27 protein-coding genes are annotated in these 19257 nt (G+C 36.4%); 1 reads left to right on the top strand and 26 read right to left on the bottom strand.

Annotation, left to right across the window (positions count from 1 at the left end; all coding sequences use genetic code 11):
- Positions 1 to 7: 7 nt before the first annotated feature.
- From ACH0QE_RS02595 to ACH0QE_RS02530, 14 genes are all read right to left on the bottom strand, one after another.
- Complete coding sequence (locus tag ACH0QE_RS02595) at positions 8 to 1408, bottom strand: DNA cytosine methyltransferase (RefSeq protein ID WP_415778771.1); 1401 nt, start codon at positions 1406 to 1408, stop codon at positions 8 to 10.
- Between the two features lie 73 nt (positions 1409 to 1481).
- Positions 1482 to 2417: a phosphoadenosine phosphosulfate reductase family protein gene (locus ACH0QE_RS02590; RefSeq protein ID WP_415778770.1), complete on the bottom strand. Its 936-nt coding sequence runs from the start codon at positions 2415 to 2417 to the stop codon at positions 1482 to 1484.
- Between the two features lie 23 nt (positions 2418 to 2440).
- Positions 2441 to 3019 carry a hypothetical protein gene (locus ACH0QE_RS02585; RefSeq protein ID WP_415778769.1) on the bottom strand — a complete coding sequence of 193 codons (579 nt, stop codon included), beginning with the start codon at positions 3017 to 3019 and terminating at the stop codon, positions 2441 to 2443.
- Positions 3009 to 3674: a hypothetical protein gene (locus tag ACH0QE_RS02580; protein WP_415778768.1), complete on the bottom strand. Its 666-nt coding sequence runs from the start codon at positions 3672 to 3674 to the stop codon at positions 3009 to 3011. The genes ACH0QE_RS02585 and ACH0QE_RS02580 overlap by 11 nt, the downstream gene beginning before the upstream one ends.
- Before the next feature lie 375 nt (positions 3675 to 4049).
- Positions 4050 to 4295 (bottom strand): hypothetical protein, encoded by a 246-nt coding sequence (locus tag ACH0QE_RS02575; protein ID WP_415778767.1) that lies wholly within the window; start codon positions 4293 to 4295, stop codon positions 4050 to 4052.
- Positions 4296 to 4385: 90 nt separating this feature from the next.
- Positions 4386 to 4751, bottom strand: coding sequence for a DUF4257 domain-containing protein (locus ACH0QE_RS02570; RefSeq protein WP_415778766.1), 366 nt, complete (start codon positions 4749 to 4751; stop codon positions 4386 to 4388).
- A gap of 226 nt (positions 4752 to 4977) precedes the next feature.
- The gene (locus tag ACH0QE_RS02565) at positions 4978 to 5298 is read right to left on the bottom strand and encodes a hypothetical protein (protein WP_415782174.1); all 321 of its coding nucleotides are present in this window, start codon (positions 5296 to 5298) and stop codon (positions 4978 to 4980) included.
- Between the two features lie 112 nt (positions 5299 to 5410).
- A complete protein-coding gene (locus ACH0QE_RS02560; protein ID WP_415782173.1) occupies positions 5411 to 6127 on the bottom strand; it encodes a thermonuclease family protein in 717 nt (238 codons plus the stop codon).
- A gap of 3 nt (positions 6128 to 6130) precedes the next feature.
- Positions 6131 to 6433, bottom strand: a complete 303-nt coding sequence (locus tag ACH0QE_RS02555; RefSeq protein ID WP_415782172.1) for a hypothetical protein — start codon at positions 6431 to 6433, stop codon at positions 6131 to 6133.
- Between the two features lie 137 nt (positions 6434 to 6570).
- The gene (locus tag ACH0QE_RS02550) at positions 6571 to 7524 is read right to left on the bottom strand and encodes a hypothetical protein (RefSeq protein WP_415782171.1); all 954 of its coding nucleotides are present in this window, start codon (positions 7522 to 7524) and stop codon (positions 6571 to 6573) included.
- Positions 7525 to 7697: 173 nt separating this feature from the next.
- On the bottom strand, positions 7698 to 8660 hold the full coding sequence (locus tag ACH0QE_RS02545; protein ID WP_415778279.1) for a helix-turn-helix domain-containing protein: 963 nt from the start codon (positions 8658 to 8660) through the stop codon (positions 7698 to 7700).
- Positions 8661 to 8742: 82 nt separating this feature from the next.
- Complete coding sequence (locus ACH0QE_RS02540) at positions 8743 to 9744, bottom strand: DNA adenine methylase (RefSeq protein WP_415778278.1); 1002 nt, start codon at positions 9742 to 9744, stop codon at positions 8743 to 8745.
- A gap of 27 nt (positions 9745 to 9771) precedes the next feature.
- Complete coding sequence (locus ACH0QE_RS02535) at positions 9772 to 10272, bottom strand: hypothetical protein (RefSeq protein WP_415778277.1); 501 nt, start codon at positions 10270 to 10272, stop codon at positions 9772 to 9774.
- Entirely contained in the window at positions 10269 to 10574 is a 306-nt protein-coding gene (locus ACH0QE_RS02530) for a hypothetical protein (RefSeq protein WP_415778276.1), read from the bottom strand. Before ACH0QE_RS02530 ends, ACH0QE_RS02535 begins: the two co-directional genes overlap by 4 nt.
- A 527-nt stretch (positions 10575 to 11101) precedes the next feature.
- On the opposite strand from ACH0QE_RS02530, the gene ACH0QE_RS02525 reads away from it, so the two are divergent.
- Positions 11102 to 12268 (top strand): tyrosine-type recombinase/integrase, encoded by a 1167-nt coding sequence (locus ACH0QE_RS02525; RefSeq protein ID WP_415778275.1) that lies wholly within the window; start codon positions 11102 to 11104, stop codon positions 12266 to 12268.
- A 75-nt stretch (positions 12269 to 12343) separates the two neighbouring features.
- Here ACH0QE_RS02525 and ACH0QE_RS02520 read toward each other — a convergent pair whose 3' ends face one another.
- The 12 genes from ACH0QE_RS02520 to ACH0QE_RS02465 all read right to left on the bottom strand — a co-directional run bounded on the left by ACH0QE_RS02520 (position 12344) and on the right by ACH0QE_RS02465 (position 19101).
- Positions 12344 to 12832, bottom strand: coding sequence for a hypothetical protein (locus ACH0QE_RS02520; protein ID WP_415799161.1), 489 nt, complete (start codon positions 12830 to 12832; stop codon positions 12344 to 12346).
- Positions 12833 to 12916: 84 nt separating this feature from the next.
- Positions 12917 to 13072 (bottom strand): Spo0E family sporulation regulatory protein-aspartic acid phosphatase, encoded by a 156-nt coding sequence (locus ACH0QE_RS02515; protein ID WP_415799163.1) that lies wholly within the window; start codon positions 13070 to 13072, stop codon positions 12917 to 12919.
- 44 nt (positions 13073 to 13116) lie between these two features.
- Positions 13117 to 13251, bottom strand: a complete 135-nt coding sequence (locus ACH0QE_RS02510) for a hypothetical protein (RefSeq protein ID WP_415778270.1) — start codon at positions 13249 to 13251, stop codon at positions 13117 to 13119.
- 25 nt (positions 13252 to 13276) lie between these two features.
- Entirely contained in the window at positions 13277 to 14122 is an 846-nt protein-coding gene (locus ACH0QE_RS02505; RefSeq protein ID WP_415778268.1) for a hypothetical protein, read from the bottom strand.
- 20 nt (positions 14123 to 14142) lie between these two features.
- Complete coding sequence (locus ACH0QE_RS02500; RefSeq protein ID WP_415778267.1) at positions 14143 to 14352, bottom strand: hypothetical protein; 210 nt, start codon at positions 14350 to 14352, stop codon at positions 14143 to 14145.
- A 20-nt stretch (positions 14353 to 14372) separates the two neighbouring features.
- Complete coding sequence (locus ACH0QE_RS02495) at positions 14373 to 16532, bottom strand: type IA DNA topoisomerase (RefSeq protein WP_415778266.1); 2160 nt, start codon at positions 16530 to 16532, stop codon at positions 14373 to 14375.
- Positions 16533 to 16548: 16 nt separating this feature from the next.
- Positions 16549 to 16692 carry a hypothetical protein gene (locus ACH0QE_RS02490; RefSeq protein ID WP_415799160.1) on the bottom strand — a complete coding sequence of 48 codons (144 nt, stop codon included), beginning with the start codon at positions 16690 to 16692 and terminating at the stop codon, positions 16549 to 16551.
- A gap of 16 nt (positions 16693 to 16708) precedes the next feature.
- Positions 16709 to 16924 (bottom strand): hypothetical protein, encoded by a 216-nt coding sequence (locus ACH0QE_RS02485; protein ID WP_415778264.1) that lies wholly within the window; start codon positions 16922 to 16924, stop codon positions 16709 to 16711.
- 12 nt (positions 16925 to 16936) lie between these two features.
- Positions 16937 to 17251 (bottom strand): DUF2325 domain-containing protein, encoded by a 315-nt coding sequence (locus ACH0QE_RS02480; RefSeq protein WP_415778261.1) that lies wholly within the window; start codon positions 17249 to 17251, stop codon positions 16937 to 16939.
- Between the two features lie 57 nt (positions 17252 to 17308).
- The gene (locus ACH0QE_RS02475) at positions 17309 to 17746 is read right to left on the bottom strand and encodes a hypothetical protein (RefSeq protein WP_415778260.1); all 438 of its coding nucleotides are present in this window, start codon (positions 17744 to 17746) and stop codon (positions 17309 to 17311) included.
- Positions 17747 to 17879: 133 nt separating this feature from the next.
- Positions 17880 to 18515 carry a hypothetical protein gene (locus ACH0QE_RS02470; RefSeq protein WP_415799159.1) on the bottom strand — a complete coding sequence of 212 codons (636 nt, stop codon included), beginning with the start codon at positions 18513 to 18515 and terminating at the stop codon, positions 17880 to 17882.
- 19 nt (positions 18516 to 18534) lie between these two features.
- Positions 18535 to 19101: a hypothetical protein gene (locus ACH0QE_RS02465; RefSeq protein ID WP_415778258.1), complete on the bottom strand. Its 567-nt coding sequence runs from the start codon at positions 19099 to 19101 to the stop codon at positions 18535 to 18537.
- Positions 19102 to 19257 lie beyond the last annotated feature (156 nt).

Below are 19257 nucleotides of genomic sequence, written 5' to 3'. Positions count from 1 at the left end.
TCTCGTTTTAAATAATAAAAGCCAATTGTTTATCTGCTTGTTCTTCGATAGTGAGTACGTCCCGTTGCTTTGCCATTTTCTTTACTTTCTGTTTCAACAAGGTGTAAGCAACCTCTATGCCAATCGCTCTCACAACATTAGCCGCCACGGACTGGCCAAGTAGCCGAGTACGCTGACTTTCTGAAATAAAGTCCGGAAATGTAAATCTTTCTGGCACATCTAGAAACCGCGCCAACTCATCCGATCGGAAAAGTCGCCACAAATCTGGATTTTCCGGATGCCTAAGATGGCTAGAAGTAACATTGATTTTGGAATAGTTGGCAATGATGCAAGATATCCTCTTATCATTGAAACTAACCAATGTCCGGTTTTTATCTGCAGAAAAGTTATTATTTCCGCTCTTATTTAATAAATGTTCCATTGTCGTACCTTTTATCGGCCGCCAATTCCCTTCCTCCCATTCGGGACCGATGATTTCTCCAACTGTTGCCCTTCTATGCTCAGGAAGGCGAGGTTTAGCAGGAAAAAAGAACTCCTCCGCTTCAGCAAATGAAACAGCATATCCACGCTTCCTTCCAGCTACACTGCCAAAATCATAGGCGTCTAGGGTACTGACATGCCAAGTAGGAAATAAAGGGGACAACATGCCTTTCAGCTGTTCAAATGAACGGCTATGAAAATAGGAAGGTACTTGTTCGATGATAATGGCTTTTGGATTCGCCGCTAACACCAATCTGGCAAAATGAGGTCCTAAACCTTCCAATACTCCGCCTGAAAGCCGGCCAAGGGAACTGTATTCAACACAGGGTGGGCTAAGCCATGCAACATCAACGGATGGCACATAAGATGGATTTAAGCCCCTTATATCACCGAGATAACTGCTACCCTGTCTGAAATTATGCATGTAGGCTTCGATTGCTATATCCCAAACATCCGCCCCCATTTTACTCTCGAAAAAACCTGTGTCCTCTAAAGCGGCCGTAGCAATTCCCGCACCTGACGGAAAGCTCGCTACTGTCAGTTTTTTTAAATCTTTTCCCAACCCAAGCCTAGGTTGTCCTATGACACAGAGATCGAAACTTTTCTCTTTCCGAATAATAATTATAGACTCTGATACAAGAATATCTATCTTCTCCCTGGCCTGAAATACCACTGATAAATCGCTATTAGAATAGTCAATCAAGGGTCTGTGCTTTGGCCATGAAGGACGTTTGCGCTTGGCCACTTTATAATTAGTATCTTCAGCTTTCCTGATAATGAGTTCCGTCTTGGTGAGGGTATATGAAATGGATTCACCCACTTCAAAATGTGCAGCTTCCAGAACCACCGGTTCTAAAAATATCCGAGGGTTTCCGTATTTATTTATGCTCGTTCGTAAATTTCGAATTAATTTTATGTTTTTATCCATGTGTATGCCCCCATAAGAAAAGGCAGTTCTACTCATACACCCTGCCTTCTCCGATTATTTGCGAATGGTTGTATTACACAGCCATAGCTCCATACTCAACGAAGCAGCCGCAGCCGCCATAATCAAACATATCGCACTGAGCTGGCCGTTTTTCTAATTCCTCAAGTCCCATTTTCTTCATAAAAGTATACGGGGAAGTTCGATCACCGAAGTTCCAGTTTTTTGTATATTTGAAAGTGTCAATAATATGCTGAAGCTTTGCAGACTTCTCGCCCGTTGTGACAAACTTCCAAACCTCGTCAAATAAATAATCCTTTCCTTTACACTGCCTGGAATAACGGATATATTCACTGATTATAATTTCTTGCTCCATCAACGCCATGTAACGATCTTCATTTTTTAGAAGGAGGTTTAAAAAATGCCTTTGCCCTCCCTTAATACAACGCCCTCCACAATTATTATGACTGAAATTTTGAAGGTACAATTTCGGTTGTCTTATGTTCCACTTAGCTAAAACCTCATCGTTATCAATAGCATTATCTATTAGCGGCATGGCCACATCAAAGGGCTTCCAATTTTCACGGATAGGAATTTCCCGGTGCATCTCTTCAAAAGAGATACCAAAATATAAAGTGGGATCTTCAGTGAAATACTCACTTTTTAAAAAATGTTTATTGTGCCATATCTCAATCTCAGGAACGATACCTTTTTTAAAGTAATCGGCCGCTACTTTCATTTTTAACTCTTTAGAACAAGTTCCTACTCTACTGTTGGCCATGAATTTTTGCATCACCATGAGCTGCGGCGGAGTGATTCCGCGGCTGTGAATCAGCAATGGTAATTTCAATTTATTACTAGCTTCATGAATAAAGCGGTACAAGTCTTCGTCTTCCCATAAAGTATCTGTAAAATAAAGCAAAATATTGTCCTCTGGATACTTGTTTTTTACATAATCAGCTACAGAAAAGCTGCTTTTACCCCCACTGAAAAATATCACTCTGTTTTTCATAATAATTCCTCCTAGTTTCCAATCTATGAAATCCACTCTTCATTTACACAAATTCCGCCGATCGGCTTCCTTGGCTCAATCCATTGCAACCCAGTAATAATTTTCTGAGCTTGCTTCTTTGTTAAGTGTTCGAAATCTCCTTCTGGAAATTTGGAAGAATAGTAACTTTCAACAAATTGTTTTCCACGGATATCTATCATTCTTTGAATTCTCTTCAGTTGCTTATCAGTAGGAAGATAACGTTCATAACAATCACGGTGAAAGTTTTTTAAAATCAACTTCAATTCTTCAAAGTCTTCTTCCAAAACTCCAGGATTGTATAAACATTCAGCAAACCAAAGACCCCCATCCCTTCTTACACAACCGACTTCAAAGGATGCAAACCCCTCTCCTTTGCTACCTTGAAAATCCTCCAGCTTAGCCAATTCAATTTCATTCATATAGAAAAAACTAGGCCTTTCACCGTTTTTCCCAAACACTGATACTCCGTCATATCCTACTCTGACAGCAAAAGAAAAGCCTTCTACACACCTGAGATTTTTAAAAGCCGCTAGTTCATCGTTTCTTTCCTTAAAAATCCACTTCGGAAATTTATTTCTCATACTCCGCTTCCCCCTCAATATACGGAAGAATATAAGCATACTTGCCGCTACAATGTACTTCCTTTGCTGCATCGATGGGATTATTAGAACCGACCTCTGTAAATGACGGAGTGAAATAAGGGTTATAAACCACCTGTAGAAAATGATCTGGAACAGGTTGGTTATAACCTGCTAACTCTCCCCTTATAAAGGCGTGGACCCTTTTTCTTTTTTCTTTGATAGTTTTTTGCCGCCCGCTTTCTGATACATGGAAGGTAGCGTTTTTTAACCATACAGAGCTGCAATGAGCTAACACAAGACCAGTTTTGGCACAGCGGATGCTATAACCATTATTGGTGTGTAGATTGCGATAAACATCCACTTTTTGTCCTAAGTAAACCACTCTACCCTTATAAGGGTTGAAAAAAGGTTTTTCGATGGGCTTGACCGATACTATATCACCTTCATAGTAATCCTCTGCCCGGTTGGCTCCGATTTCCCATATCATCACAGTTGCGAGGCCTCGATTATCATCGAAAAACCACCCTCGCAATTCTCCGCGAATAGTTTTAGTCTTCATCACTCCTACAGCATCTATATCTTCAATAAGAGTGACATCATAAAATGCTCCTTCAGTATTCAAAAGATCGGCTGGTCTTTTCTTTTTGATAAACATATTTCTCCTCCTAAATAAAAAAGCAAAGAAATCAATATTCTTTGCCCCACGGATTTTAATTTTGGTTCACTTATAAAATAATTCTAAATAATCCTCTTCGCTCTGAATTTTACATAGGGTAAATCCCAATCGCCCCCCCTTTGGACAGCGCAACTGTTTTATACTCGACTTCGCAAGAATCTTTTACTCCAATTAGCTTAGAGATTAGATTACATGGATACCGGCACCTTGTTTTACTTGTCCAATTTTCAATAAAATCGCTATCCCTATCAGGTAATAATGCCCTTCTTTGAATTAAGCACCACATGGCGGTTATTTTCTCTCCTCCTGAATATAATAAAAAACGTATTCCCTTTAATATGGGAATACGTTTTTCTACTGCATAACCTGTTCATTCGATTTTTCGTGTATGATCGGATATGTTGTACCTAGTTCGACGGAAGCAGCCTGTTCTTTATTCTCGTAGTTCGAATAGAACCTTCGCTTAGCCGTTTCAAAAATTTCTTTGATTTCTTCCAGAATTAATTGCCTCTCTTTTTCGTTATGAGCATCAAGTAGTTCCATTTTGAGGTCCTGGACTTTTTGATCTTCCTCTTCGGTAAGAATGTCCCTAAGACGCATAGGTTAATCCTCCTTTATCAAGTTCCCTAGTCTGTTTAATAATATTATACCATTTTTGCCCTATGCAGTTCATATGTAAGCAAGAACAATTTATTTTTGCTCTTGCTTGTTGCCTGGTTTCTTAGGACTTGGCAACTGAGAATTCTCAATGGAAGCCACTTCTTTAAGGGCTTCTGAGTTTCTTTGTTGATTTTCCACAGCCAAATTAGCCAGAAGACCTTCACCCGCAAAACCGCCAGTAATAGCAATACCAATCAATTTCATTGTGCTTACCGGCTCAGCGAATGCAACAGCCGCCAAAGCCGCCATTGCACTAATAGATACATCCAGCAAAAAGCCAGGAAAAAACGTCCTTTTGGTGTTGCGTGGCTTTAATATAGTTTTATTTCGACGAGCATGATTAATCAAGCCCATGAAACCACCAATTAGAACCGCTGTAACTAAGTTTGTTACCATAAAGCATCTACCCCTTTCGTCTAATTTTGTCAAAAAGACAATAAAAAAACGACCTCTAGGTGATAGACACAAAATACCTCAAAAAACTTGGTAAGTGTCCATCGACCCAAAGGCCGCATTGTCTTTTAAAATAGCCTGCTAATCCTAAGGAGGATTGCAAAAAATAAGAAAATCAAAAACTATTACAAGACAATATTACTATATATTTCCCATAAACTCAATATTTTCATGTATAACAAGAAGTTTCTTTAAGATAAGTAATTAAGCGTTCTGAAAGCTCTTTATAATTTGACTTGTCCAGTTCAGAGTTAGATGTTGAATCTTTAGGGTGAGCAGGATCAGACCATCCGTTTAACCAATAATTTTCCACTACCGCGTAAAGGATTTTTTTCATTTCACAATCAAACTTCCTCTGGTTTTCTTCGCACATTTCTTTAAGATCAACCTGGCGTATTAATTGGCATATTGATTTTAAAATCAAATCCATCTCATCAGTTGCTGTTCCTTGCAAGGTTATCATCAGCTCATTTTGCTCACTGTCAAACACCTCTAAATCAAACCCTATTCTTTTCAGGCAAATCATCTCCTTTCATATAGGTACGTTATAGAAATATTAATATAAGATAGGTATAAAGTCCTGAAATCTTTGTCGAATAACTTTATTTTGTTGTTAGTTTTTCTTTAATGAAGTTAAAACCTTTTAATAATTTATTTTCTACCTCATCAGATACTGCTTCCATGTTAAAACCATTTGCTCCATCGACATATCCTGGAACACTCCATATATTCAAACCTGCTTTTTGGGCAAAACCCTCAGCTTCCTTATACATATCGATATATTGATAATCATCATAAAGGTAAGCAACTCGTGCTAATCCTTCCATAATAAGAAGATATTGCACACTTTTCCCTCCGATAAAAGCGTGCACCAGATAACGTCCATAACGGTCCGTAACAGCTGCATTAGGATCCCTTTCTATCTCTATTTCCTTCCCTAATACCAGGTTAGTCAAAAAATCCGTAGCCTCTTTTCCGTATACTTGTTTCTCTTTTGTATACTCCGGAGAATTAATCCCTATCAGCCGCGCATCCTTAATGTTTCCGGATTTGTCGGCAAATGTAACGGTGTCGCCGTCAGTTACTTTGATAACCTTTACCGTTTCCCTATTATTTTCTTCTTTAACAGCTGATGGACCAGATGTAGGATTTGTATTTTTTTCTTGGAAACGCTGAGCGGATAGAGGCCCGACATCTTCACCTACTTTCGGCTCATATTTTGGAGCCTCTTTAAATCCGACTATTTCTCCTTCCGAACAAGCGGTTATCATAAGCAAAAAAGATAGTACAATTAATATTTGTGAAATTCTCATTTTCATGGTTCACTCCTTATTTAGTTCGAGCGGCTTATTTGCCACTTTAGCAATATATTTTAAACATTCTTCTATAGGATATTGAATAAGGGAATACTTTTGTGTATATTTTACGGCATACCTTTTTTCAAGAATTTCAACTAATTCTAAGATCGTTATCTCTCCCTTTTGTACTTTACTGAAGTGTTTTAACACCAATGCCTTCCATATGCGCCCTTGGGTTAAAATATAGACTTCCCCCTGGACGGGGTGATTCAATATTTTTTCAATCAGTTTTCTCTTTTTTTCTTCAACAACTCTATCATCGCCCATAACTCCACACCCTTCCCTATCCAAATAAAAAAAGAACCACAAATCAACCATTATTTAATGGAGGACTTGGGTTCTTCCCACTTGGATTATTTTTACTTTATTTTACCACTCAAAGTTTAAAAGATGAACTACCTTTTTTATTCCGGCCATTTCTTATTCTTCAATGAAGTATTCTCCAATTGAAGTCTACTATTTTCAGCTTGTAATTTCTCAATCTTTTCATACAGTTCTTTGGTATTATCCCTTAATTCAGCATAAAGGGCGTCCCGTAATTCCCTTTCGCGAGCGAGCAAGGCTTTTTGTTTATCGATTTCAGCTTGTTCTTCCGCTCTAGTCAGCTTCATTTCATACTCAGCACTATTTCGTTTTAATGTCACTTCAAGTTCTCTCATCTTTTCTTGCAAATCTTTATTTTCGTCAGCAAGTGGTTCAACCTTCTTTAGTTGATCAACCAAATCTACAATTTGTTGATTTAACCGATCTTTCTCTTCTTTATGTGAGGTTTTTAAATCATCAAAGTCTTTATAGAGTTTTTCCCTTTCTGTAATCGACTCTTCCCTAATACGCTGCACTTCTAAGGAATTCTTTTCATTTTCTTCTTCAAGTCGCAAGATTTCTTTTCTTAATTGAGCTTCTAACTTATCAAATCCGTCTACTTTATTTTGAAGTTGCAGAATACTACTATTAGCATCATGTATTTCACTATCTTTATTTTGAATGGTCTGTTCCAGGTTTCCTATATCGTTTTTAAATGTGCGTATTCTTTTTTCATAATCATCGACTTTTTCCTGCAAAAACTGATTCCAGTTATTTTTTTCAACAGCAATCCGGTTCATTTGGTTCAAGAACAGAGAAGTAATAGAATTGGTGGCATCCTTGATAGCAGCGAGGTCACTACTAAAATGTTTCCGTAAATCCGATGGAACGCCGCTCTTTTCAAGAACAAGCTCATTTGCAGAAATTTGAAGAATCAGATCTTCAAACCATTCACCTTCGTCTTTGCCTGATTCTTTAATGATATCTTCTAATTTTAAATTTAAATCAGGTGAAATGCGAAACCCTTTCACCTTTTTTTGGATTTTATCGGCCATTGTGACCCTTCCCCCTAATTAAATGATTAATATTATTATAACACATTAGTTAACGAATAAAACACCCTGTTAACAAGAAAAACCATCTTGTAACAAGGTGTTAACTATGTTAACTAAATATATTATCTTATCACATGGTAGATTTGACGACGACTATCCACCTTTCAAAACAATTACTTATAATTGAACTTTTCTTTCAATGAATCAAGTACGATTTCTTCAATAGTATGGCCGGTTCTTTCAGCTTCCTTTTTGACTAAATCCTTCAAATCCGCTGGAACAGCTACAGTAATTGTTTCTAAATCGCTGTTTACTAAGATTCCATCGTATCTACAAATGATACTTCCTTCCACTAGGGACTTGTTTAATTCTTTAATCTCTTCTGAGTTCAGCTGTTCTCTCAAAAAAAATGGTTTTACTTCAACAGTAATGCTTTGATCTTCATTAACTGCTACTTTCATATTCTTCGGCCCTAAATATTTGTAAAAATACGTTATTATTGAATAGAAGTTTTCTGATATAGAAAATTTGAATTTTGCATAGCCCCTTTTTGAAATGTAATCTATATCAGGAATTTGAAAAACAGGCTGAAATCCTAGTAATAAGACTTTATCTATATGAATCTGCTTTCCGTCCTCTGTGTTTAGGTATGGCTCACCTTCGTCATTTGGTAAAATCCGATTGTTAGAGTTTCCCTTTGAGTCGATGAAAGATTGAAACCAAGCGAACCCTGTTTCTTTATCGAAAAAGTTCTTTTGTTCTCTTTTTTTCTTCTGGTCATAAACACTTTTAAATCGCTCAATTTCTTCTGGTTCAATAAAATATATTTCTCGTCCTCTATAAAGCTTCTTCCCTGCCTTTATTATCCCTTTCTGTATATATTGAGAAATCGTAGTAATATGAATCCCTAGTAAATCCGCAGCTTCTCCGGTCGTAATGCCTGGCTTTTGAAGTTCTTTTTTAAGCGCCTCTATATCCGCGGTATAAAATAGTTTCGTTGCATCAATCTGCCACCCATCAGTATATACTGGTTTTAATTTTCCTTCTCTAACGTATTTATGTATTGTTGTCGGCTTAACATTAAGTATTCTGGCCGCTTCCTTAGTTGTAAGCATATCTGAGTTTTGATTTTCCATTAAAGACCACCTAACTTTTCTCTTCTAAATCTTTTATCTTATAAAATAAATTTAGATATTCTAATTATCACGCTTTTTTCATTTAAATGGAATATATTCTAGAAACTTTCTCTATAATTGGTAAGGTGTACGCTTCATCGATAAAAGGATCATTGTCATAACAAAGAATAATGTCCGCCCCTGGAAATCCATGATAAAGGCTTTCTAACAATATATTCAACTTTTCGTGATCTTCTTGTTCATAAGAACAGCGATACAGCTGCTTACCTTTATTTATGTACGGAGGATCTAGAAAGATGGTTGTCTGAGGTCGCCAGTAGTATTCCTCTATAACCTGGCAAGCATCCATATTGAGTACAGTAATCCTATCTCTCATTTTATATATTCGATTTATTCTTTTAATGAGTTCATTTGGATTCCATCTAGACAAGAGCGTTTTTTGATCCCCTTGCCGGCCACCTAAGGGGTTTGCCATTGATATCCCGGAATAAGATAGGCGATTAACGATTAACGTAGCCCATGCAGCATCGAACATACTGCAATCAGCAAAATTATCATCAATCGTTTTACGGCTTAAGAAAAATTCTTCGTGGTTTGGTAATGTGGATTTAATCTGTTCGATTAATCTCTGCGGGCTATTTTTTATTATTGAAAAGAGGGAATAGATACCATAATCAACATCATTTAAAACCAGGTCATCAATAATTCCGGCATCCAAAAGCGCTAATTCTGCGCTCGCTCCACCGGCGTAGGCTCCTACAAGTGTTTTTGTAGCCTCTTTTTGGAGTTTGGAATATATGTAATTGATTAGTTTTGATTTCCCTCCTGGATAGCGTAAAGGGGAAAGCCGTTTGTGTAATGAAATATCTGGGTTAGGCATAATGACATTTCTGGATGCCTTATCTTCAAGAATAATGGTAAAGCGGTGCTTTTGTTGTTTTTCATGAAGGTAATTATAACCGTCGCAGACTTCGCACCAATACCCTTTTTCCAAATGATCCACTTCAATTGATTCTGGGCTTTCTTCACACCCGCAAAATTCGCAAATAAGAACCTTTTCTTTTTCCTTATAAGCATTTATCACTTCAACCAGCTTCCCCTTCCATTTAGATTAAAATAATGAAAGTTGCTGACACTCTTCAGCATTTTCCATTATTCCTTCGACTTTATCTGCTCGTTTAGAACTAGTTTCTTCTATTATATGAATTCCCTTTTCATCGACTTCCGAAAATTCATCGAACCAGTGCATAGGAAAGCATCCTATAAATTTCGTTAATTTAGCGTCTTCATAAAAATAGCAGTGTGTATTCAAAGGCTTTATATAGTACGTTTTTAATTCAGTGGAGCTATAACCTTCTCGCCTCCATATTAAACGGGCAGAATACATTTTTTCCTTATCAAGCTTGATTGCTTTTTGTTCTGGTTCTTTTTCCACACCCTCAGTTTCAATAAAAGTCTTAAACAAATGTCTTTCGTAGCAACCAGTATGTGCTCGTTCATTAGGGAATCTCGAAACATAGTAATAATCTGGACCATTCGGGAAGAGGTAATAATCCTCTTCCACCTTAAGAGATACTAGGGGGTCCCTTCCAATATATCTACCTCTCATCATGAGTCATCACCAATTTCATAAACTTTAAAACCGTTATCCTTTGCATACTGGATGAACTCTTCAACAACTTTATCTACTTCTTTCTTTGTTCCATTCTTTAAAGCTTTCCGCCTATGTACTCTTTTTAAAGTAACAATATCGTCGCCTGTTAGTAATTCTATTTCAACTGTCTGGGTCCATGTGAATCGTCTAACTTCAATCCTTAAGCCTGCTTTATGCTTCCATAAATAGTAGGTAGTGACTTTTATGTTGTATCTGCCAAATCTAACCTTTTTATCTGTTTTATCGTATTTATCTCTCATATAAGCTAGTCCTTTCTGTGTTTTACTTTTAAGGGTCCTAGCAGCCTTATACAATGAAGTATAGTAAAACAACTTTTTTTAATATAAGAAAATAACATTCATATCTTGCTCGATGCTTCCTAGCAATTTACTAGTACATTTAACATATTTAGAATGGTGTTCCGATACGTACAACTCTTCTTAAAATTTTTTACTTCCCCGGGATTTTAAGTTTCCTCAAACTAAAAAAACTCCCACCTTCTTTCAATGAAAAATATTATCCTATACCCCACAACCTAATATTATCAACATAATCATATACTGTCTAGTTTTAAGTTTATATACATATATACATATTTAAAAATAAATATATGTATATGTTATTTGACATTTATTTATATTATCTATCTTAATAAGTAGACAAATAACCTATTTTTCTTCTAAACTAATAATAATGGCAGGTAAATTTATGTTTTAAATTAAAAATATATAAGAGTGAAAGGAATTAATATACCTAGAAACATCTAAATATAAACAGGAGGTAAATAATGAATACTGATAATGAAGTCTTCTTATATAATTCAGAATTCAAGATTTTAAATAAAGTAAAAGACCAATCAAATATATCTTCATTGACATTACTCATGTCGGATTCTTCCTTTTATAAAAAAATGGCAGATTTGATAGATGTAAGTGGAGAACCGGACTATACCTCTTTCAATGATATTGAAATGATATATTTGTTCGTTCATCAACGGAAAGATTTAAATGAAAATAAAGATCGAGGAGAAAACACAAAGAAAGAATATCTGCGGGACCTTCTGATTTTCTATAAGCAATTACTTGAGCAAGCCAGTGAATTGGAAATCGCTTTAGAGAATAATATTTCTAATTACCAAATCATTAAAACTTTGACTCACAGGAATCTTCGAAAATACCAGGAATGGATTAAAGAAGCTCCTTTAGGGAAAGGCGGAAAGCCTTACTCTGTTGCCACGCTTAATCGAAAAATGGTAGTACTGAAAGGATTCTTTTCATTTTTATATGAGAATAACTACATCAGTACGCCACTTCATAAAAAGATGTTGAGCAGCAATGTCCGTTCAATAGATCGTCCGAATAAAGAGTTGAGCTCTGTGGAGGTTATTCTACTGTTGGATTACTTTAGAGACCACCCTATTATTTTCGGACTAATTTCAGTATTAACCACTACTGGGATTAGGATTCAAGAATTGTGTAAAGTAAGAGTTTGCGACCTTACATACATCGAGGGTGAGTATTGGCTCACTGTAATTGGTAAGAGGAATAAAATAAGAGAAGTATTAATTCATCCTCCAGTCTTAGAAGCAATAAGAAACTTCCGAATAAGAAGACGGCAAGGCTTGAAATTGGACGGTTCAGATTATTCCCCTCTTTTTACGACAGCGAAAGGGAAAGCCTATAATTATAAATATCTGTCCAATTACTTAACGAAGAAAATCAACCAGGCCAACTTGGATTTTATTAAATTGCGGAAAACACCCATTACTTGTCATACTTTCCGCCATGCCTACGCCTTAATCTCTGCAGATGAAGGAGCTGACTTACTGACAATCATGGAAGCTCTTGGCCATTCGGACATAAAAACGACAATGATCTATCTTCAGAGGAAAATGGCGAGGAAGCGGCATGCAGCTCATTCGTGGAAAGAATCAGAGGTTTTAAAAAGAATATAAACAAAAGCAGCGGAAACCGCTGCTTTTTAAATGGCTCTTAAAGTTTACTACTTCATTCTAATCTTAGTCCAATTACTATGAAATGTTGGCCACAATAATGATTAAGTAAAGCCCACTCCCTAATCCTAAAATGATTCTGCTGAACCATTTATTCATAGGGTGCTCTTGACCCTTCTTTATTAAAATCGTATCATCATCAAATTCAACTTCTGGATTTAGCTTTTCTATATGATTTAAAAAGCCTGGTGTTCCTTTAGATAACGAAAGAAAGGAAAATGGAAAACTAACAGTGAAACCGCCCTGAAACTGAAGGGAAATGTATTGGAAATTTTGAAATCCCTCTCCTGTGAATTGTTCTCTGATTGTTTTTCTGTAAACTTTCTTGATTCCATTTAAACTATATTTTTTCTTTTTAAAACCTTGCTTAAAAATGAAAAAATCCTCATACACTTCTATTTTTGTTGACTGAAAAAGAATTGGAAGTCCCCAAATTGGCAATAAGGGTATCATCACGAAAAGGATCCCCGTTAAATCACCGCTGAATAATATATTCTTTGTTGCCATGAACCATGCTATTGTGCCTAGTACTAAATAGTACGTTGTCACTTTTGGACTTCTCTCTATCGACTCGAACTTCATAACAAACCCCTATCTAGTTACAAGAGTATTATTACTTTCTGTCTTTAATCTCTGTACCTCGATTATTAAATCATCTAATTCTTGGCTTATTTTTATAGTTACCTGGCTATTCAAACCTGTTTTTGCAACACTTTCAGAAAGCTTCTGTCGTGTATCCTCAATCATAAACATTAGTAATCGGTACAATTTTTCAGGCTCTCCTTCATTACTCATAATGCTGAGTTTATTAAATATGTCAAAAAACCACTCATTGTACCTACCGATAAAATACTGCCTGCTAAAATCAACTTTTTCTTCATTTGTTTCTTCGCAACTGCTTCTTCAGGTGTCAAAAATTTCATCATTATATTACCTGCTTTCTTATTTGTTTTACTTTATGAACTCAATATATTTATTTGACTTTATAATAATCTCACTGGTATTCTTTTGATCTTTAAACGAATTCTGTCTTAAAGGACCCCAGGCCAATACCTTTTTTCCTATGAGTTGTTCATCAGAATAAGTGAAGTGCTTAAAATATCTGTCAAAAATAACCAGACTAAAAAGAACATTATTAATTGGTTTAAAGTTTATATAATATACCTTTTCCCGCCGGTAGACTTGCTCAATTGTTCCATATACAAAATAACTTAGACCTTCAACTGCCTGCCCGCTCCATAGTAATTCGTGCGCCTTCTCATAGCTAATAATGATGTGAGATAAGGGGATTTTTTTTCCCTTTACATTCACTAATATAGATGCAAGTGTATCTGGCTCATAAGAGGTAAGTAATTTAACTACAGACTTTAACGAACTAATGCTATTAGGAGCAGCTTTATCCTGTTTAATCTTTACTTCATTCGGATTCTTTTCCTTAGGCTCTTGTTCGTTTCTCTCTACCTGTTTAGCCTCATAATCAGGGTCAATTTTATTTAAATTAATTCTAATCACAGTTTCTTTTATTCCTTGATCAGAAAGCTCAGCTTGATACTCGCCGACCTTTTGAATGCTTTCTTCAAAAGTAAGCGGCTTATAAAAGCCACAGCTGATAGTATGTTTTGAATCATCATTTTTTCCTGTCGTTTTAAAATAGGGTACAGATGTTTCGGTTCCAGCTACATAGATAACCGGGGCCCTACAGGACTTATCAATACAAAAAATTCGGTGACCATGGACATCTACATTATACTCTGCTGCTGATATAACTTTGCCGCTATGCAATAAAGCCGAATTCATTTTCTCACTCCTCCTTACCGTTAGCTACCAGGTAATATTAAAAAGCGATTCCCTTCATCAAGAAGTTCGTAGAAGTCTTGGGCAGACCAATCACTTGGCATTCCTTTTAACTCTTCTTCGTGTATTGTGGTTAGAGTCCTTTGGCAAATAGTCACCTTATATATAGCCGGTGAAGCTGGATCTTTTCTTAACACTATAAAATTAGGAATTTCTATATCTGCGTTTTCCAAAATGTCCCCTCCTTGTTCTTTTACTTTGCATTACGAAAAATTATCGTTTTATTGTTGCTATCCCAGGACAAAAAAGCATCGAAAGTGGCGCTCTTATCCTTCTTTTGGAACCCTTTGATTAATGCGGTTGTACCGGTGTCCAATAGCTTTCTGGCGTTTTCTTTCGTAATTGATTTCCCTAAAATTTGTTTAGGTATTTTAAAGTTACATTGGGTTTCTTTGTAACTACTGCAGCCAAAAAAATTCCCTTTATCCAAAACTGTAGCTCCACAAATTTTGCATCTTCCTATTTCTTCGGCTTCTTGGATTTCCTTAACATAATCACCAAAGCGCCAAGTCGGTGCCTCGGAAATTAATTTATCAATTACCATGCGGGTTACTTGTTCAGTTCTTTGAATAAAATCTGAAACAGAGCCTTTCCCCATTCGGATTTGCTCCAAATATCTTTCCATGCGTCCTGTTGTTAAAACTGACGTTAAATAATTGTTCTGGCCTAACGCCTCGATAAGCACCCTGCCTTCCGGCTGCATATAAACAAGATTTTTATGTACTTTTACATATCTGGATGTCACGGTAGCAACAATATTCGCTCTTGTCGCTTCTGTCCCCAATGATAACTCGGTATTCTTAAAATCTTCTCGTTCACTTACATATCGGCCGGCATTGGTCATAATTTTAATTAAATCTCCCTGGGTGAATCTCGAGGGGGCACTTGTTTCTCCCTCCTTCAATTCGACAGAATATATGCTCCCGGTTTGTCCTTCAATTAATTCTGGAATCTCAACGGAATCCTCTTCTTTTTCAGGTGGATTTGCAGGTATCTCTTGATAAACAACCTTCCACCCCTTTTCTTTTATCTTCCTCCCCTTACTTTTAAATGTAAATCGATGTTGAACTGCCAGGATTACCTCGGTAGTGTCGTAAATGTGATCTTGATAATGAGCTGCAATAATAGATTTAGCGATAAGATCGTAAATCAATTGTTCACCCTTAGGCAGGCTTCCCGGATCTACAAATTCCTCTGTCAAAACAATCCCATAATGGTCCGATACTTTGGATTCATCTATATATCTTTTGTCATTAGATATATCCTTGGTAGCCCCCTTGATTAAGGCGGAATAATCTTCAACTTTCGATAAATTTTCCAGAACTGTAGGCAACCATTTTGCTTCCTCCTGCGTTAGATGACGACTATCACTTCTTGGATATGAAATCAGCGATTTATCATATAAGGACTGGCAAAAATTTAAAACGCTGACCGGGGACATTCCGTACAGCCGGTTAGCCTCCATTTGTAATGAGGATAAGTTGTAAAACTGCGGAGGACGTACTTTTATCTCTTCTTTTGTAACTGAGTAAACCTGTGCCTCTTTCAGCTTACAAAAATCAACTAACGCCTGTGCTGATTCGTGTTCAAATATATGATCAGCGACATTATTAAACCATTTACCAATCAATTTTTCACCGCCAAACCTGACATCAATAAAACAATCCCAGTAAGGCTGGCTTTTGAAAGTTTCTATTTCCCGTTCCCTTTGATAAATTAGACTTGTCAACGCGGTTTGAACTCGTCCAGCACTAAATGTTTTTGGTATTCCTTTTTGATTTAATAAAATTGTCAGGCACCTGGAGGACGAAATTCCAACTACCCAATCAGCCCTCTGCCTCGCAACCGCAGCGTTGTAGTAACCAATGAATTCCTTGTTGTTTCTGAGATTTTTAAAAGCCTTAACAATACTTTCCTTTGTTAAAGATGTAGTCCAAAGACGCATTACGGGTTTCTTGTTATTCAAAAAATAAAGAATTTCATCGATAAGAAGTTGCCCTTCTTGCTCAGGATCCCCAGCGTGAATGACCATAGATATACTCGTATCTTTAAGGAACTTTTTAAAACTGTTAAAATAGAACTTCTTAGAATCACTGACTTTTAGCTTGTATTCTTTTGGAATGATAGGAAGTTGTTTGAGCGTCCACTCTTTCATAGTTGAGGAGTAATCAGATGGGGCATAGAGCTCTAAGACGTGTCCGCACGCAGAAATAACGATCGCCCCTTTCGGAAACATATCACATGGTTCTATCACTATATGATCACCATTATGTTTATTTGGGAAGGGGTCTGCAATTTTCTTTGCCTGATCTGGTTTCTCTGCACATATCAGCACTTTGCCACTAATCTTCAAATTAGCCCACCACCTTTTACTTGAGCGGTTCACGATAACGATTTTTTCTCGTTAATCGGAATTGTATTATATCTTTTTTTTCATTTTTTGTTTCAGAAACAGGTTGTTCTTGAACATACTCTTCTTTGATTACCTTTTTTTGATATTCTATCTGATTCAAATCCACTCAACCCCGTTCATTCTTTTTCGGTAGCGATGTATAAAAGACAGGTTTTTAATTGACCTGGCATCATTCCAGCGCTTATTTGAATAAACTCATCCATAGTTTTAATTTCTCTTATTGTTTTAATTAAGTGAAGTTCCGCTTTACTTACCTCGATGACTATTTCATCCGATTGTTTTGCATTCCCTTGTTTCTCTTGCTTTTTTTTAGATATACTCGTAATAAACATTACATACTCCTTTTATGCTGCAGTTACTTGCTCTAGGTGATCCACACACAACTGAATTGCTCCAGAAGCGCCAAAACCATTATGGAATACCAACTTTTTATTGTTTTTCTTACATAATTCCTTTACCAAGTCCATACTTACATGGCCACAAGCTCCTAGTAATACAACTACACAATCCGCTTTTATAATAAGGTTTCGGAATTCCTTTTTGTTCCCACCGTTCCTTGATTTACCGGTGTGGAAAAGAATATTTAATCCATGCTTCTGTCCAATTTTTTTATAAGTAGCTTCTTGAGAGCCTCCAATAACCGCAACTGTTTTTTTCATAACGAAAAACCCCCTGTATTTGGTATTTTTTATACAATAAATATACCATATACTACACTAAATACAAGTGGTTTTTACATTTTGTGTATTTTTCTGAATTCTTTTCAGCAACCTATAGCCGATGGAAGGATGAACATAAACTTCGTCATTTTCAATGATGCCTTGCAGGACACCTAACAATTGACTTGTAGGCATATTTTTCAACAAAAAACCATCAAATACATCTAAATCAATGTACTTTTGAATATTTGAAGTTTCTAAACTTAACAGCACTACTTTGGTTCCGTGAGCCTTCATTTCATTAATATACAATTCAATGTTTTGATCAACAAATTGAGTGATAATCAACCTGGGTGGTTCATTTTCATCTCTTTGAGTAAGTTTACTAGGTTCCTTTTCTATTATTTCAACAGGATACCCGAATTTTAATTCAATTATCTTTCTTAAACCTTCACGAAAAGATGTTTGTTCATCAATAATCACAATTTTATCCATTGAACATGTGCTCATTCCCTTCAGAAAAAACAAAAACCCTTGCTGACAATACACATACTGGTAGTGTATTGCAACAAGGGTTCGTCCCTTTACTATTTATTACATATATTATAACAGCGCAAAGACCACAGGTTCAATACTTCCTTTTCCAATTAGATGGCTTTGGCGAAGAAATCGTTGAGATTTTACCGTTTACTAAAAGCGAATACTGGCCATACCCTTCCTCATCAATTACCCATGCAATTTTCGATGCCAGAGATAATGAAGTTTTGTGATCATGCAGTGGTATAGGAGAACGATACACCTTTTTACCCCATCCCTTTTCTGCCTGGTCAATTTCTGTAGGTAATGGCAAGGGCTTTTTGTAATTGTTTATAATCCAGCATCCATAGGTTTGACATGGTGAAACATACCATGATGCATCCACTCTTTTGGAGGGAAAATCAGGTTGCAGCGGATATGTTGATTCTTTTTTATCAAACTTGTTCCCGATAAGTTCATGGAAAATTTCCTCATCATCAAGAAGATAGTCTTGGTCTTCTTCAATCAACGAAAATTTAAAAGATGGCATTCTCTTAGGTTGAACATTTTCAGGCGATTTTTGAAAAAAATGACCGCAGCGACTCGCTTCGAAAGCACTGTCAACGTTGACTCTTTCTTTAATTGAGCAACTTTCTGTAATACTATCGAATAATTCGCAAGAATTTCTGCATGTAATGCCATTATCTTTGGAAGTTTGTTTGATATTATCCACTACTAACCTTAACATAAAATCACCTTTTTCTTTATTATGCAGCACCGAGAACAAATGGCATAATTGTTGTCAGAACAGTCAACAGAGCTGCGCTTACCCAAAGTCTTTTACTCCATCTGCCATACTCTGGATGCTCGATTAATCGGTAGAACATGAATAAAACCAAACCTATTAATACCATCCCGACCGAGGAATAATAACCTGTAGCTTTTATTAAATTAATGATATCACTTGCCAAAAGTGTAACATTTTTTTCATTTGTTGTAAACATTAATATAATGAGTATCCGGATAAAGAAAAAAGTAATTGGAACCCAAATTAGGATTCCAGTCGAAAATTTCATTACCTGCCCCGTTTTTGTCACGATAGAATAGCCCATTCTAACCACACCGGTTAGAAACATTATCGTAAACAAAGCCGAGAACATAAATGAAATTGTAGGAGCAAGACCGTTAATTCCGTCCGTCCAGGTCGATATCTGGTCATTAAAGGATCCGCCTGATCCCCTTTCTAGAAATGGGCTAGCTTCTGCATTAAAAGGAAGGTAAAAGATAAAGGTGAATGTTAGGATTCCCCACAAAAAAGGCTTTTTTATGTTCATCTTTTCCCTCCCTTGTTTTCGAAACGGAAACATACAGCTGATTCAAAAGAGGCTGTACTCATCTTTCCGTTAACAACTGGAACCTTCGTTATAAATTTAAACCTTCCTTTATTGTAATCCAAAATATGATCGAGGGTTGTCATCCACTGACTTAGG

The sequence above is a fragment of the Mesobacillus sp. genome (genome assembly GCF_047739415.1).
In the GTDB taxonomy this organism is placed as follows: Bacteria; Bacillota; Bacilli; order Bacillales; family Cytobacillaceae; genus Mesobacillus.
This window is presented reverse-complemented; position numbering and strand designations above follow the sequence as displayed.